The organism is Desulfitobacterium dichloroeliminans LMG P-21439 (assembly GCF_000243135.2).
Classification (GTDB): Bacteria; Bacillota; Desulfitobacteriia; order Desulfitobacteriales; family Desulfitobacteriaceae; genus Desulfitobacterium; species Desulfitobacterium dichloroeliminans.
Genome location: NC_019903.1, coordinates 369533 through 385774, shown reverse-complemented (window position 1 = coordinate 385774; position 16242 = coordinate 369533). Strand labels below are relative to the sequence as shown.

Here is a 16242-nt window from a genome sequence, read left to right as displayed (position 1 = left end):
ATTTCACCTTCTAGTAATCTTAACGGAGGGGTTTGAAACAATGAAATATATCAATTTCACAAGGGAACAGCTTCTGGAGCGTATCGAGGCCGTAGAGCTACTGAATAGTGAATTGCTGAGGGAAAAAGAGCAGGAAACCAAGCTAGAGTACGCTTGGAGCGGCAATCTTGGACATTGGTATTGGGATATCAAGACTAATACAGTGACATTTAATCCACTCAAAGTAACTAATTTGGGCTATGACAAAAGCGAAATACCAGAGCATGTTACTTATCAGTTTTTTACTGATAAACTTCATCCGGAAGATTTCCAAAAGACGATGGATGCTATGCTTAACCACTTACATGGAAAAGCAAATGTATATGAGGCTGAATATCGGATTCTCGCTAAAGACGGAAAATATAGATGGTATTATGATCGCGGCAAAATAACACAATATGACGATAGTGGCAAACCAAAATTTCTTGCCGGAATTGTTTTTGATATTTCTGAAAAGAAAGAGTTGGAACTGGAGCTACAAATCAAAAATGAGATTCTAGCAGAGCAAGCCACAATTGATGTACTAACAAAAATCAATAATCACAGGTCACTAATTGATCGCTTAAGATCTGAGATAGCCGATGCGAGCAGAATGGCTAAGCCTTTGTCTATAGCTATTTTTGACATAGATGATTTCAAAAAAGTAAATGACTGTAACGGCCACATATGCGGCGATCAGGTACTTGCTGATGTTGCAGCTCTTTTTAAGAAAACCATAAGAGATACCGATTTTGCAGGAAGATATGGCGGAGAGGAATTCATGGTTATATTTACGGACACCGATCTGGCCAAAGCGGCAAAAATATCAGACCGGATTAGACAGTCTGTCGAAGGTTATTTCTTTGTAAACGATTTGAAAATAACAATAAGCGGCGGTGTAGAGCAGTACAAAGGAGAAGATCTTACAGAGCTTATTCATTCTGCAGACATGAAATTATATGAGGCCAAAAAGAAGGGGAAAAATAAGATAGAGCCTATCTATTGAACTTTATCCCATCAAGATTTCAAAGTCGCCTTAAAACATCAAAGGGCATCATCAAGAGAAACCTAGGTTTCCGCTGATGATGCCCTTTACTACTCTAGCACTATTCGTACTATTTTTAAGTCTACAGCCTACTTCGCCGTCGGATCCTCCATAATCCCCATAAAGAGCGGGCTATTGGTCTCCCAATCGACGATGGCATAGACAAAAGGTCGATCAAAGACGACTTGGGTGAGGTCGATGGGGGCGCTGGTCGCCTCCATTCCTACTCCTGTCACAGCAGCCGCTTCCGTGCCCTTCTCATCTACTTTGATAAAGGTCTTATGCTTGACTTCCCCGATAAAAAGATCCTTCGTATGTTGCTTACTCATCAAGGAAAAATCCGCTTGATTGGGATCAAAGGCGATTTCCATCCCTAAAGTGGCTAGTTCATTCTTCATCTCATCCTCATAACGACTCTCAAACTTCGGCAAGGAGAGCTGAATGTTCTTCATTTCTTTGCTATTGATTAATTTAAACATTTCGGCAACCGATAGCTGATCGATAAATTCCCGGGGAGATTGGCCTGACTCAGGTAATATCCCGACAAAAGCAAAGCGTTCATCCACATAGGGTAAAATGATTCCGGTTGCTTCTTTCCCTTGAAAATAATCGATATTTCCGCGTCTGTTCATAAAGGGAACTTCGACACTGCCGGTGGGGGTAGTGAAGCTACTTGGGTGGGTTTTATCCGCCTTAAACTGATCCTTCCAGTCCCCTTTGAAGTAGATGGCGTTGATCAGATACATCATGAGATCTTCATTTGTTTCCTCGAGGATCTTATCGATGGTCCCTTCTGTCTTTTGCTCCACCCATTTATTGATTACCTTAGGTGCTGAGGGATCACTAAAATCAAGGGTGCTGATCCCCGCCTGATAATAATCCCCATTGGTTTGTAAAAAATTCTGGTCCGCTTCATAGCCTTCTCGAACCCAGATGGAGTTGGCGATATTTACCGCGACCTTACTATCTTTATTCATCAAGGAATTGCTCCAAGTAGCGAGTCCGGCGTTAAGATCCTCCAGTTTTAGGTTTTGGGCAGACAGCGCCTTGAGCATGGCCTCCTTGGTCGCCCCCTCGGCACCATTTAAAGTCATCCCTAAAACAAGGTAGATAGAGGGGGCTGAGATCATCACATTGCCCTCATTTTCCTTGCTTTCCTTGAACATATTCCAGGTAAAGTCCACCAAAGCCTGATTTAACTCGGCATCCATCTTAGGCGGCAATTGGACATTGTTTCCCTTGATTCCTTTCATCAAATCTCCAGACCCAACCGCTGAATTCGTGGTACAGCCAGTCAACGTCATCCCTAACATCAATGCCACTAATAGCCAAGTTATTATAAATTGCTGTTTACGATTCATAGACTTCGCCCTCCTTTTGCTATTAAGACGTAATTACGAGGTGAAACTTGGCAAAGAAGATGAGGGTCTGTCAAATTACTTACATTTGGTAGCACCCAAATTCCCAAACGTTTGGGAATTTGGCGAAAGATGATATCAAGAATACACCTTAGGAGGGCAATTTTGGGGCTGTGCTTTTTAGGTGATGATTATTGTTTTGATTCCTTAACCTGACTGAAACTATATCCAGGGGACACCATTTCAATCGACTTCATTTGTGTTTGAGCAGGAACTCCTTCCGGGATTTCAAAAAATTGATAGAACTCTGTCAGGTCCATCTTTAAGCCCTCGGCCGCTTCGCGTATGGTCATCGAACCTTTAATGCCACTCACATCGACCCCCGGTTCCTCTTTACTCCCTTCTGGTTCACCTTCGGTCCCCTCTGGGACAGCTGCAGCACTCTCCTCTAACTCAGCCTTCTCTTTCGCAGCATCAAAGTCATAATCCGGAGCTTCCCCAGAAATTTCGTTCATTTTTGTCAGCTTGGAAACGTGCTCTGGTATTTCGAGCCTTTCATAAACTTCAGGCAAAGATAAACCTGTAGCTAATGCCGCCTCCTCAATGGTGTAATACCCTTTAACCTCAGAAACGGGAATAGTCTCTCCTTCTTTTAACGGAGCAGGTATCGTCTGAAAGTTCCCCGTCGCATCGGCTACGAGAACCGTGCCAAAGAATAAACCAGCGACCATTGCCAGTGTTAGCAAGGGATGGCTGACCTTATGAGCGACTTTAACCTCCAAGGCACCCTTTTTGGGACACGCGAGAACACATTCATTACAACTGATACACTCCGCATCCGTAACTTTGACGGCTTTTTCTACATCAATATTAACTGGACAGGCCTTATTGCATTTTTTGCAGTTTATACAAAGGTTATCATTTCTCACGACTTTCGTGGGGCTGAACTTCCCTAAGATTCCATATAGGGCACCAGCCGGGCATAGATACTTGCAAAAAAATCGGTCATAAATCAATGAACCAACTACGGTTATCCCGAGCAAAATAAAACCAATAATCGCTTTGGGGTCCTCTTCAATCGCTTCAGGAATCGTTGTAATGTGCCCATAGGCAACATAGGGGTCATAAGGAGATATCCAAAGCGTGCCATAGTACCATGCCATGCCGACCATCAGGATTAAAATAAAGTACTTCAGATATCTTAAGGGTCGGTCAATCACTTGTGGTACAACTCGGCGTTTCTTGAATAACTTTATCCCCAAACGAGCAAATAGTTCTTGCAGCGCTCCAAAAGGACAAAGGAGACCGCAGAAACTCCGTCTAAAAAGAAGAGCTAAGACAACGGTTAGAACGAGCATAACCACAGTTCCGGAATATATCTTTTGGATATAGCTTCCCATAAAAAGAAGGGTATAAAGACTTTCTAATCCTCCGAGAGGACATAAAGCATGGGCGGATGGCGATTTACCCCCGCCAAGAACCTGATGCATAATGGATTCGTAAGTAACTAACCCGAGTATACCGATCAAAACCAACATCCTAAGCCACTTAGCGACCTTGTTAAGATTGAAGCTCGTCTTCGTGTCTAGCTTCGTATTCAGACTCATCATAAACACTCCCTCAATTAAACTTTTGTACTTATGTTCATTATTATAGGGAGTGAATGTGGCAAGACTTTGTCATTAGTTTTAATCAATTATGACATTATTCCGTAACACAAAGGAGTTCATGAGGCGGTAATTAGTTTTTTACGGTGAAAGTTAGGAAAAAAAAAGGGCATAATCAAAACGAAATTCAAGTTTTCATTTTGATTATGCCCTTTATGAGGAGTGGTGGAAAATATGACTATTCATTGTCTGAAGAATGCAGTTTTCGAACCATTCCAGGTGTAGAGTGGGCGTAGGATTTGAACACACGAGACATGGTAATGACGTTCGTATAGCCTACTCTCGTTGCAATTTCAGCGACTGGCAGGTCCGTTTCTTTCAGCAATTGTGTCGCTTTTGTTACTCTTAGATGATGCACATATTCCAAAAAGCCAGTCTGATTATACTTTTTGAACATCCTGGTAATGTTGGACGGGCTTGTGCCAAAACGATCTGCGACCGAGGCTGAACTGAGGTTAGGATCCTGGAAGTTCTCTTTTATGAATGCCTTAATCTGCTCAAAGCGTGAGTCAGAATTCCGATTATCGCCTAATTTGCAGAATTTATCCAGACAGGTTTTCAGCAATTCACGCAGTTGCTTAGAGTTTTGTGCTTCCTTGATCTGTTCAACGTAGCCATGAATGATTTCCTTACGGATGTCGCCCGGCAGGGCTATATCATAAAATGCTAATGCAATCGTATCGACCAGAACGGAGAATTCTATATCTTCTTTTTCTAAAGATCGTCCTGCACGCTCCGAAAATTGATAAAGTATCAGATCGTACTGATTCAAAGTATTTTTGAGCGAAAGTGCTACGGTATAGTCGGACAGTCTTTGTAGTTGTAATAAATTTGGGACCGTGGATTTTTTCTCGTGTAGGATATCTTGTATCTCATCGTAGCGCTGGATAGTACCATATCTCTCTAGGAGTGTGCAGTATTCCGCCACAGCCTTGACCTCACTGTAGCTACGACGTAATTGCCGGACGGATTGATGGGGTTTGCTGATATAGACGGAAATGCTATATTTCACTTTTGCTTGTAGCTTAAGAAACTCGGAAGTTAGGTCATTGCAATCCTTTTCATCAAGTCTAAAAACAAGATAAAGAAGATCGTCCTCCCAAGTGGGTTGGAGAGCATCGTAGCCTACCCGATAGAATTCATCCATTACTTTACCCTCGAAATCGCTTTCCTCCGGAAATTCACCCTTTTCAGCTGTGTCAATACGGATAGCCGCCACCGCCAAGGTGCTTCCGTTGTCATTGATCAACATATCAGGCAAACAATCTTCATAGCCTTCAATGCTTTGCCCTTTCAGCAAGCGCAATATACAATTTCTGGATATCGTTAGATTTTGCGTTTTTATTTTAGTGTCCATTGAATCGAGTGCATCGGCAAGAATACGGTAGTCATCCCTTATCACGCCGCTGTTATTATGTGGTAGTCGTGATATCAGAGCATCAAGGGGATTATATGTTCTTTTCACGAAAAGCAGGGCAAAAGTAAAACATATAACCAACACGCAGAATGCACCGATACAAAGAAATAAGATTGCCATACGCTGCGATTCGTCGATCACATCCCTGGTATAAAGCACAAACTTGGTATGATTGTCTGCATTATAGAGGTAATAACATAGATAACTGTGCCCATTATGTACAAAGGAAAAGGTTCCCTTATCTTCATTTTCCAGCAAATTGTAGTCGTATAACTGACTCAACGTCTGCTTTTCCGTAACCGGCAGACTGTTCCCAAAGATGTCATAATAGGTTACTTCATAGTCGGGCAATAACTTCGTAAGATCATCCGAAAGATATGAATTAGGCCGTCCTTTGGGACCGTAGGAGCGTACGTGCAGGAAATGGACCTCCGGCGTAATAGCAGAAACGAAGGTTGCGTGGTGATCACCATTTTTGTCTGTAATGTATCGGTTGTAAGAATAGTCAATATCCGATGCCTTTATCCCTTCGATTGCCTCGAATACGATAGGATTGGCATAGTTGCGGGCATCCATGCTCTTTTTTTCTGTTCCCATCAGATAGTCGCTATTCTCGAAATAAAGATACCAACTGCGTAAATCAGAAGGATCGGCAGCTTTCAGAGAAGTCAAAAGTTGTTCGGCACGTCCTACATCGGGGCTATAGTTCAATGTATTTAGTTCTCCCAGCTTTGAGAGAAGCACATACTCGTTTTTCAACGCTCTTACCTGGACGGAAAGTCCACGGGCAGGACTTATGGTTTGCGAATACTGAATCTGCGACTCAAGTGCAACGGAAAGTGTGGCTTGTTCTGCTATCCCGGCATGTTGCAACGCATTAAGACTAACAATCAGCGCCGCTAGCACAGGTATCACGATGAATGCTATCAACAGCACAAGAAGAGTATAAAAGGACTTCCCTTTATGCAGCTTTCCATATATATTTATTCTCATCAGTTTAGCCACCTAACTTAGTACTTGCATTTATTCACCTATTAACAATTTTTCAGCTCGGCCCATTTTACCCTTGAGAATCTGTCTTCATAATGAAATAATCAAAATTGTGAAATTTTTGTGTCTTTTCTCTTTATTGTATCTAAGATTAAATGAATGTGAAAGTGAAAACTTTCGATTTGGTTAAAATAGAAAGGAGACTACTAAGCAATGAGTACAAACATGACTCGTAAAGAATTTATTAGGAACGCTGCACTGGGTGCAACCGCTGTCATGACTGCAGGACTTGTTGGTTGTAGCAACGCTACGTCTAGCAGCGCCTCGAAGGAAACCTCTGTTCCCGATTGGATGCCTCCTAAATGGGATTACGAAACCGAGATACTCGTCTGTGGATATGGTGGTTCCGGTGCCATCACTGCAATCAGAGCTACCGATAATGGCGCAAAGGTACTGATTATTGAGAAGCAGAAGCAAGATATCGAAGGAGGTCCAATCCATCAAACCAACTCTTTTCGGATGTCAGCATCAGCTATGATGTCCTTCAAAACCGAACAGGGAGCCATTGATTACCTCACCGAGACTTCCTTCGGCCGCACTCCTGATGACGTAATAAAGTCCTGGGCTAAATACGCTACCAGGACTGCCGATTATCTTAAAAGCCTCGGTGGCAATCCGCGAAATAACGGCGACAAAACCAGCGAATATCCTGAGGAACTTCTCCCGTCCGCTCGCACCTATGACCAGTACATGTTTGCCAATAGGGGCTTGGAGATGTGGGAAGTAATCGACAAGGCCTGTAAAGACCGCAATATTCAAGTAGTATTCGAAACACCTGCAAAGAACCTTATCCAAGATTACGACGGCAAAGTCGTGGGCGTTGTTGCCACACAAAATGGTCAAGATATCTATATCAAGGCCACCAAAGCCGTTATCCTTTCAACTGGTGGCTTCGAGTATGATTTCGAGATGCTTAATCAGTATGTATATTGCAAACCTGTACGCTTCTATGCCAACCCCGGCAATACTGGGGACGGCATTAGGATGGCACAGATAGCCGGTGCAGATCTTTGGCATATGTACTTAATAGGTGGTCGATTGATTCCCTTCATCGATGAACTTGGTCACGGCGTTATGGGCGGCACTCCTACTCCCTCCTTTCTGGTCAACAAGTACGGCAAACGCTTTATGCGTGAGAACTGGAAGTCTCATTCTGCTGTACTTGAAAGCTTTGTCTTCAGCACCGATCTTTGCGATTTTCCGAATGCCCCCTGCTTCTCTCTCTTTGATCAGAGTGCAGTCGATGCTGGCACTGTTGTTGGTACATCCATGGGTTTACTAAAAATCGGCCAATACCAGTGGAGCAAAGATAATAGTGCCGAAATCGAGAAGGGCTGGATTTTGAAGGGCGATACCATTGAGGAGCTTGCCGGAAAGATGGCGGCTGATCCAGATGTTGGCAGCCGCATGGATCCCGCAGTCCTTGCCGAAACTCTTGCCACCTATAATAAATATGTTGAAGCTGGTAAAGATCCCGATTTTGGCCGCAGCACTGCAACCCTGAAAGCAATCACAAAAGCACCCTACTATGCACTGAAACTGTATCCCGGTGGTGTCAATACCTTTGGTGGCCCACGCCGCAATGCGAAAAGCCAAATCGTTCGTCCGGATGGTACCGAAATCCCACACCTCTACGGTACTGGCGAAATGGGCTCCATTCTGGGCTTCCTGTACAGCGGCGGCGGATGGAACATCTGCGAATGCGTCACTTCCGGTCAGCTCGCAGCAGACAATGCCGTCAACGAGACTCCTTGGGAAGAGTTAGCTAAGAAATAATTCAACAAAAAATGCAGAGCCTCCATGTTAATTACCACTTTTACACGGGGGTTCTGCATTAAACCTTATGGATGTTTTTACAAAGGCCAATCGCATTCATCCTTCACTTCATCCTCATAACTGCTCTAAAGCTTCGGCAAGGAGAGCTGAATGTTATTCACTTCTTTTAGACGCCTTGAGCATAAGCATCCTTGGACGCTCCCTCGGCACCATTTAAAGTCATTCCTTTGCTGCTTTAATCGACGCACCTCTTTTTTAAGAGACCATATTTCTCGTTCAATTTTATAAACCAGGCGGCCACTTGCCCTTGAATTAAAAAGGCGAGAGAAACCATTAACGCTGCATTCGACCCAAAGGCCGTCGCTGCTAAGCCAATCGAAATAGAAAGGTTGCGAAGAACGGTAGAAAACACTAAGGTTAAGGCCTCTTTCTCGTTGAAGAATCTTCGTCCGATGAGTATCGCCAAGAGATAGTTGATTGCATAGAACACTAGCTGAACACCCAAAGCCATCATAAAAATATCGAGATGTTGAGCAATTCGTTTCGCGTTCATACTCATACTGATAAAAATAATCAGCAGCATCCCCCATGTACTTGAAGCAGGCAAAAAGGGTTTAATCTGCTTTTGAAAATGCTCCTGAGTGTATCGCTTCATGAGATATTTATACGTTAGCATTCCAAAAATCAAGGGAATTAAAATGACTAAGGCAATCGTTTTAAGGGTTAGGAGAACATCGACGGGGACATACTTGCCTACCATAAGATAGAGATATCCCGGAGCCAGAACCGAGCCAAGAAGTAATCCTGAAGTAGTGAATTGAATAGCTGCAGGCACATTCCCTTTTGCCAGCATAGTAAAGGCAATGGTCATATTACTCGTCGGTAGCAATGCGGTAATTGCAAGACCTGCAAAAAGCTGGGGGTCTTCTAACAGGAATCCCGTTCCCAGCAAATACGCGACCCCGGGAATAACTAAGAAATTTAACCCCATGACAGTTAGAAAAAGTTTACCATGAGACAAATTGAAAACTTCTTTACCCTTAAATCCTATCATTGTCGGATAGATCATGAACATGGTAATAGGCAGCACGAATTGTTTGAGGAGGCTTGTATCCACCCATATCCCTATCAAAAACCCAAGTATCAGCATCATTGGAATAGCTAAAGCGATGTTCTCTGATGGCCAAAAGAACCATCTTTTTAGTAAGCTAGGTTCATTTGTACTCATTCTTAATCCTTCCTCCTCTAGTCTTTTACTTTTTATTTACATAACTCTTTTCTTTTACTTAACTTATTTTTTTACTTGCTTCTAGATGAGAACATTATACCCCCTAGGGGTATAATAATATATATTCTAGATTAATTCAATATGGCAGGAGTATTATTCTTCAGAGAGAACCTCATTGAAATAATGCCACCGTAACGGCAGGGTGCGGTCATTCGAATACGTAATAAACCTTATAAACAGGTCGCCGATTCAATTGTTTATAAACATTCTAAATTTATCTTGACATCTCTCCAGTAAAGAAGGAAACACCCCCATAGAGATTAACCAAGATGTTAACTTCTATGTGGTTGAACTGGATGCTGGCGGAAAAATCGATTTTCCAGTAGCCAAAAGCAGACAGGCTTATTTAGTCCAAATCGAGGGTTCCTCCGTCGTTATTGATGTACACCTTGAGGAAAGGGACGCCCTTGAAATCCTCGAAGAGGATATCACCATAACCGCCCAGAGCAAATCCCACAACTTGGTGATAGAAATGAAAAAACCGCAGTAAGGACCAATTGATAGGGTGCGACCCGAGATGGTCCGTCAGATGTACTAAAGCAAATAGCCCCCCTACCCCTATGGATTTAACGAGAAGACGACTCAAAATCAGATGAATTTTGAGTCGTCTTTTGTAGGTCGGGAAATATAATAGTAGAAATAAGCAGCCTTATTATCCCGCCAGCAGCACGATTGGTATGGACGCCTATCCTTATAAGCTACGCAGGGCATCGATCGGATTCAGCTGACTTGCTTTCCTCGCTGGGGCATAACCAAAGACAATGCCCACTAATCCAGAAAAGCCTACCGCCAGTAGAATGGTGGAAATTGAAATGGAGAATTCTGTACCAATAAAAATAGATGCAACATAGGCAATGAGGGCCCCCAGTATTAAGCCAATCATGCCACCCACAATGGAAAGGAATATGGATTCGATCACAAACTGAAGCTGAATTCGGTTGGGTGTGGCTCCTAAAGCCTTGCGCAAGCCGATTTCCATCGTTCGTTCCGTGATAGATACCAGCATCATATTCATAATACCGATGCCCCCCACCACCAAGGATATCGCAGCGATTCCGGCCAAGAGCATGGACATCATGGCCATCATCGTTTGGAAGGATTCAATCATATCTCCCATATTAAAGATGGTGTAAGCATTCTCCTTATAGTTAAAGGCTGGATTAAGTACCCCCTTGATTTCCGTGACGGTATCATCAGCGAGGGTGGTATCTTTCAGGAAAACATCTAAACTAGAAATACTCTTGACCCCTAAACTGCGCAAAGCCGTGGTATAGGGGATGACCACGGAGTCATTATTGGACCCCAAGCTAAATCCACTGGAAGCCTCTAAGGTGCCAATCACCGTATAGGTCGTCCCGTTCACAACCAGCTCTTGACCCAGAGGATTAACCCCATAATAAAGTTTCTCGACAATATCACTACCGAGAACCGCAACTTGATTTTTACTCTCTAAATCCAAAACATTAATGGGCCTGCCACTTTGCAGCAGGCTTGCATCCGTTTTAAAATAAACCTCGTTTTTACCCTGAATGGTTACATTCTCCAGGACCTTTCCGTTAGAGATAATTCCAGTCCTTCCTGAGATCGTTGGTGATACCCCGCTAATATTTCCGACTTGGGAAATGCTCTTTAAATCTTCATCATTTAGTCCCTGTTTTAGCGGAGTACCCATGACGTTGACGGTGACTTTGTTTGCACCCAGCTCCGTGACCTGATTGCTGATACTGTTAGTTGCTCCCTGTACAATAGTAATCAACGCAATGATCGAAGCAACTCCGATGACAATTCCTAGCATAGTCAAAAAAGAACGCAGTTTATTTCTAATAATGTTTTCATAAGACATCTTGATACTTTCCAGCAGCATCCATCACCCCTCCTTTTATATGATTCATACTATTTTTCTCCAAGAGGACCAAAAATATAGTGATAAAAAATAACATTAAAAAATAGATGCCTTATCGACATCTATTTTTTGTTTAAATAGATATTCTATTGATGAGAAGGGGATTCTATTACCCAGGAGAATTGGCTGGCATCTTCATCGAAGATTTCCAAGTCTGAGGGAATTCGAATCAGAATCCCTCCTGCGCCCATATGCATCGCGCTGCTTTCGTGGGGATTTCTTAGCTCGGGTTGGAACTGACTCACGGTAAAATTGTCATTAAAATTCTTAAACACGATCTTTTGCCGGTCAAGGGAGGGGTCTGTTGCCGAAGCTTCGATCTTAAGTGTCCCCTCCTCTAAGGATATCCTAGGCGGGGCAACCAGCTTGGTGAAATCAATGGATCTGCCATCAACGGTCCTGACATAATGAGGCGCAACATAGGTATTGACTTCGATGATACCATCGGCACTGGCTTTGCGCTCTAGATAGATTTGCTCATAGCCCGTATAGCCTATCTTACTAATTTTTAATTGTGGTGCATTTACTTCTTCTACCTTATAGGTCAACGTACCGTTCTTATATACCCCATCTTGCTCCTCGAAGCGCCCACCCTCGGGAAGATCATATTCCCACCCACCCGCTGACCAATCACTGGGTGCTTCTGCTAAGAGCTCCTTACCTTTTGCATTGGGTGATTGAAAGCCTTCACTTTGATTCAGAAAAGCTGCGAAGAGGGCCATGAGGACCAGCACACCGAAGTAGACACCTGCCGTCAATAGATTGCTTTTCCATTTGCTTCTTTTATTCAGCTTCGGATTGATGTCCTTCATCTTTTTACCTCCGTTTGCCGTGAGATAAGGATACTTAGCCCAAAAAGTAGAACGATGCTGCCGATCACTTTACCCACAAAGAGTCCCAAAGAACTTTCCCCTGTATAAAAGCTCAGGAGATTGCCCATTTGAAAAGCAAGGATGCGTATATAACCGAAGCCAAAAGCGAAGAGAGTGATCCAAAGAATGATCCCCAGCTTCTTGCTCAAGGACTGGCTAACCGTCTGAATAAAATAGGCACCTGCCCCCAAGAGCAGCAAATACAAACAGGCGACCAAGGAGCCCAAGAGGAGATCCCCGGGTACAATCTGCAACCCACCAAAGAGGAATTCCGATTCTTTGAGGGTCATAAGCAGGAGAAAGCGTTGGGGTATTGTCATTAAAGTGGCGGTTATGCCGGCGAAGACCGCATAGGTCAATATCAGCAGGATATTTGAGAGATGGCTGGTAACCCGGTTATTTACTACTGAAAACTCTATGCTTTGATACGGTTGGGAAATCAGAAAGGAAGAGACTACCACCATCCAAATAAACGAGAAGACTAAGAAGACATCTCCGGAATACGTGTTGACAACGACCTGCAGGAATTCATTACTTGAAGACATACCTCCACGGGACCCTAGGGAAAACAGGAGACTCAATAGTTGGATAAAGACAAGAGTAAGGATCAACCCTGAATGTCCCTTGAGCTTATAAAGATATTGCTTTGCGGTAATCTGCTTCAAACTGACGGGTGCTAGCCTAACCTCGTTTAAAGACATCATCGATCCCTCCTTTGGTCTTGGCTGTGAGATAAATACAAAGATCATCCAGTGCTATGGGCACCACTTCCACATCGTGCTGCCGAATCCGCTCATAACCAGCCACAAGATGCTCTGCCTTGACCACTACGTAAAGACTTCCCTTAGCAAACTCTTCGCGGCGAAGAATCCCTTCCCCCGGTGAGCTTCCCTGGAGGTGTTCTTGAAGGAGATCTTCGATGGCCTGGGCATTACCACGGAAGCCTAGGGCGTATTGCTTCATGTCTAGGGTAGACATCTGCAGTTTCTTAGTTCCTTGGTCTAAGAGGAGAATATCCTCTAAAATATCTTCCAGCTCACCTAACAAGTGACTGGATAAAATCACCGTGCGAGGGTGCTCAATATAATCCTTAAGCAAGGCTCGGTAAAAATCCTTACGCACCGCCGAATCCATACCGGTGGTGGGTTCATCCATGAGGGTTAAAGGACACCGCGAGGCAATCCCGATAATAGCCTGGAACGTGCTTTTGCTTCCTTTGGAGAGATTGCTGTACCGCTGATGGGGATTGAGCTGAAAATAATCAAATAAACCTTGGGCAATCGATTGGCTCCAGTTAGGATAAAAATCAGCGACCTCCTTTAAAATATTGAGCAAGGTAAAGGAGTCCGGAAAGGTCATGCTGTCACTCACGAAGATCATGTTTCCAGCGACCGCTAGATTGTCGAAGGGCTTTTGGCCAAAGACCTTAAGCTCCCCCTGGGTGGGTCTAAGATGACCGGCAATCAACTTTAAAAGGGTAGTCTTCCCCGCCCCGTTTCTGCCGATGAGCCCGGTGATTGTGTTGGCTTCAATCGTGAAGGATAAATCTTGAATTGCATGAAGCGCTCCATAGCCCTTCGTTAGATGCAAACCTTCTATTACACTCATCTTTCTCCATCTCCTCCCCGATAGATTTCTTCCCGTGCCTGCTTCATCATCTGGAGCAATTCCTTTTCCTCTACCCCTAAACGTTGGGCCTCGGCCACCACATCCTTGATCATCTGACCGAGGACCTGCTGCTTGCGTTTGGTTAATATATATTCCTTCGCTTGGGTAGACACGAACATGCCCAGACCCCGCTTCTTGTAAACGATTTCTTCCTCTGCCAGAAGATTAAGCCCTTTGGCAGCTGTGGCAGGATTAATAGTAAACATCTCCGCCAATTGATATTGAGAATAAACTCGCTCATCCTCGGCCAGTTGACCGCTTAATATTTCTGTTTCCAACCACTCGGCGATTTGCACATAGATTGGCTTAATGCTATCTGGTTTAAAGATCATGACCCTACCTCCTTTATTAGGAGTCCATTAGTACATTAGTCATGTAATGTACTGTGGTTATAGTTTATGCTATAAGGTTCACTTTGTAAAGGCCTCTTTTGTTATCGCTTCTGCTCATTCTTCACACAAGCCAAGTTTCCTAAATCACTATGTAGGAATTCAGGGTAGCACAAACGAAATATAAGATTAGTTTAATGCTAGACAATCTGTCTATTCGTGGCGGGATAAATTCCCTCACCCCCAGTCGCCTTTCCGATATGGGCAATGGTGCTACCTTTTTCTCTAACTTAGTGGAGATTCGCCTCAGATAAAATGGAAGGGAATATTGCCGGTGAACATAACTCTAGGTGGCGGAATAGGAGGCAAAATTCGATGGAGCAAAAAAAGAAGAGCAGGACTACCGACGACCGGGGGATAACTTTATTTGACCGTATCGCACCGATGTATGGGCTTTTTTTCAAGTACCAAACCCGTAGGTATAAGAGTGATCTAGAAAAGGTTAAGCAAGAATTCCCCTTACCAGTTTACCCAACAGCATTAGACGTGGGCTGTGGCACCGGTGCTTTATGCTTTGTATTGCATAATGCGGGATGGAAAATTACCGGAGCGGAGCCCAGCCGGGGTATGCTTGGGGTGGCTACAAAAAGGCTCGCCAAGAAGGAGATTCCCCTTGTGCGAGCCGATGTGCTTACCGGTCTACCCTTTCCGGACCATAGCTTTGACGTATCCCTAGCATCCTTTGTTGCCCATGGGTTAAATGCCCAGCAGAGAATAGCAATGTACCAAGAGATGAACAGGGTAGCAAAAGGGTATGTCATTCTTATCGATTATAACCAAAACCGTTCCTTTATTACGGATATGGCAGAGACCCTAGAGGGCGGTGATTACTTCAACTTTATTAAGCAAATAGAGCCCGAGCTTAAAGAAGTTTTTGACCAAGTTGACATCATCCCCACGGGGTCCCGTTCGTCATGGTATGTATGCCGGGCGATTTCCTAGTGCTCAACTAGCTCTAGAATTTTATTCTTATCAAATCCTACCACAACTTCTTCGTCAATAAAGAACGTGGGTACTCCACCTATTTTTCTTCGTTGCAGTTCCATAAGCGCCTCAGAATCTACATTGACATCCCTTTCAACATAGGGAATATTGTTCTGCGAAAGAAACTTCTTCGCGATTGTACAATGCGGTCAGGTTTTGGTTGTAAACATGGTTACATTCTTCATACTAAATTCTCCTTTCATGAGATGTATTTAGTATGACGTTTTATCCTATTTTTATTTGTCTTTTCTGGCAAAAGTGAGGCAATAAAAGTTTTCCCCTAACTCGAACTCATCCTGTACTTCAAAATCTATATCAGCTAAGGCACTCAAAACGTCTTCTTTACTGATTCGATGGGGGATGGGAGGGCCCATGGGAGTCTCGCGTTTGTGGAACTCGATTACCGCAATCTTACCCTGATCGTTTAACAATCTCTCGATCTCTTTCATAAAGACGGATTTGCCTTCAATTTCGTGTAAAACGGTTACCAATAAAACAAAATCGACTGATTTTCCTTTTATATCAAAATGGTCATCCTCGACATAGACATATTTAATATTATTAATCTTCTCATCCTTAGCTTTTCCTTCAATGATCTTCAACATCTCAGAATTTGCCTCTACTGCATAAACAACCTCATCGGTCATTTTTGCGGCGGGAAGTGTGAAAATACCACTTCCTGCTCCAATGTCACATAAGACATGACTTCTTTGAAACCCGATTCGCTTCAAAGTTCCTTGCGGATTCAGCTCCTCAAGCCGTTTTGGATTTTCCAACTTCATTTGCTTCTTGTCCATTGTTTACCCC

The 16242-nt window shown here is 43.6% G+C and carries 14 protein-coding genes and 1 pseudogene; 4 read left to right on the top strand and 11 right to left on the bottom strand.

Annotated features, from left to right (window positions below; genetic code table 11):
- Positions 1-40 precede the first annotated feature (40 nt).
- Positions 41-1024: a sensor domain-containing diguanylate cyclase gene (locus DESDI_RS01710; RefSeq protein ID WP_015260908.1), complete on the top strand. Its 984-nt coding sequence runs from the start codon at positions 41-43 to the stop codon at positions 1022-1024.
- A 128-nt stretch (positions 1025-1152) separates the two neighbouring features.
- Here DESDI_RS01710 and DESDI_RS01705 read toward each other — a convergent pair whose 3' ends face one another.
- The 3 genes from DESDI_RS01705 to DESDI_RS01695 all read right to left on the bottom strand — a co-directional run bounded on the left by DESDI_RS01705 (position 1153) and on the right by DESDI_RS01695 (position 6498).
- Positions 1153-2424: a serpin family protein gene (locus DESDI_RS01705; RefSeq protein WP_015260907.1), complete on the bottom strand. Its 1272-nt coding sequence runs from the start codon at positions 2422-2424 to the stop codon at positions 1153-1155.
- Positions 2425-2612: 188 nt separating this feature from the next.
- Positions 2613-4028, bottom strand: coding sequence for a 4Fe-4S binding protein (locus DESDI_RS01700; protein ID WP_156801092.1), 1416 nt, complete (start codon positions 4026-4028; stop codon positions 2613-2615).
- Between the two features lie 238 nt (positions 4029-4266).
- Positions 4267-6498 carry a helix-turn-helix domain-containing protein gene (locus tag DESDI_RS01695; protein ID WP_015260905.1) on the bottom strand — a complete coding sequence of 744 codons (2232 nt, stop codon included), beginning with the start codon at positions 6496-6498 and terminating at the stop codon, positions 4267-4269.
- 210 nt (positions 6499-6708) lie between these two features.
- Between DESDI_RS01695 and DESDI_RS01690 the strand changes: the two genes are divergently transcribed.
- Entirely contained in the window at positions 6709-8331 is a 1623-nt protein-coding gene (locus tag DESDI_RS01690) for an FAD-dependent oxidoreductase (RefSeq protein ID WP_015260904.1), read from the top strand.
- Between the two features lie 235 nt (positions 8332-8566).
- Here the strand turns inward: DESDI_RS01690 and DESDI_RS01685 are convergent, their stop codons facing one another.
- Positions 8567-9559, bottom strand: coding sequence for an arsenic resistance protein (locus DESDI_RS01685; protein WP_015260903.1), 993 nt, complete (start codon positions 9557-9559; stop codon positions 8567-8569).
- Positions 9560-9860: 301 nt separating this feature from the next.
- Between DESDI_RS01685 and DESDI_RS01680 the strand changes: the two are divergent.
- Positions 9861-10109 (top strand): annotated as a pseudogene (locus DESDI_RS01680) (pirin family protein); the annotation flags it as partial.
- Between the two features lie 201 nt (positions 10110-10310).
- On the opposite strand, the gene DESDI_RS01675 reads toward DESDI_RS01680, so the two are convergent.
- The 5 genes from DESDI_RS01675 to DESDI_RS01655 all read right to left on the bottom strand — a co-directional run bounded on the left by DESDI_RS01675 (position 10311) and on the right by DESDI_RS01655 (position 14394).
- Positions 10311-11483, bottom strand: a complete 1173-nt coding sequence (locus DESDI_RS01675) for an ABC transporter permease (RefSeq protein ID WP_015260902.1) — start codon at positions 11481-11483, stop codon at positions 10311-10313.
- A gap of 125 nt (positions 11484-11608) precedes the next feature.
- A complete protein-coding gene (locus DESDI_RS01670) occupies positions 11609-12334 on the bottom strand; it encodes a hypothetical protein (protein WP_015260901.1) in 726 nt (241 codons plus the stop codon).
- Complete coding sequence (locus tag DESDI_RS01665) at positions 12331-13098, bottom strand: hypothetical protein (RefSeq protein ID WP_015260900.1); 768 nt, start codon at positions 13096-13098, stop codon at positions 12331-12333. Before DESDI_RS01665 ends, DESDI_RS01670 begins: the two co-directional genes overlap by 4 nt.
- The gene (locus DESDI_RS01660; protein WP_015260899.1) at positions 13076-14002 is read right to left on the bottom strand and encodes an ATP-binding cassette domain-containing protein; all 927 of its coding nucleotides are present in this window, start codon (positions 14000-14002) and stop codon (positions 13076-13078) included. Before DESDI_RS01660 ends, DESDI_RS01665 begins: the two co-directional genes overlap by 23 nt.
- Entirely contained in the window at positions 13999-14394 is a 396-nt protein-coding gene (locus DESDI_RS01655; protein WP_015260898.1) for a GntR family transcriptional regulator, read from the bottom strand. Before DESDI_RS01655 ends, DESDI_RS01660 begins: the two co-directional genes overlap by 4 nt.
- Positions 14395-14766: 372 nt before the next feature.
- Here DESDI_RS01655 and DESDI_RS01650 point away from each other — a divergent pair, with 372 nt between their 5' ends.
- Positions 14767-15393, top strand: coding sequence for a class I SAM-dependent methyltransferase (locus DESDI_RS01650; RefSeq protein WP_015260897.1), 627 nt, complete (start codon positions 14767-14769; stop codon positions 15391-15393).
- Here the strand turns inward: DESDI_RS01650 and DESDI_RS01645 are convergent.
- Positions 15390-15620 carry a glutaredoxin family protein gene (locus DESDI_RS01645; protein WP_156801091.1) on the bottom strand — a complete coding sequence of 77 codons (231 nt, stop codon included), beginning with the start codon at positions 15618-15620 and terminating at the stop codon, positions 15390-15392. The two genes, DESDI_RS01650 and DESDI_RS01645, sit on opposite strands and share 4 nt — an antisense overlap.
- Positions 15621-15671: 51 nt before the next feature.
- Positions 15672-16232, bottom strand: a complete 561-nt coding sequence (locus DESDI_RS01640; RefSeq protein WP_015260895.1) for a class I SAM-dependent methyltransferase — start codon at positions 16230-16232, stop codon at positions 15672-15674.
- Positions 16233-16242: the final 10 nt, after the last annotated feature.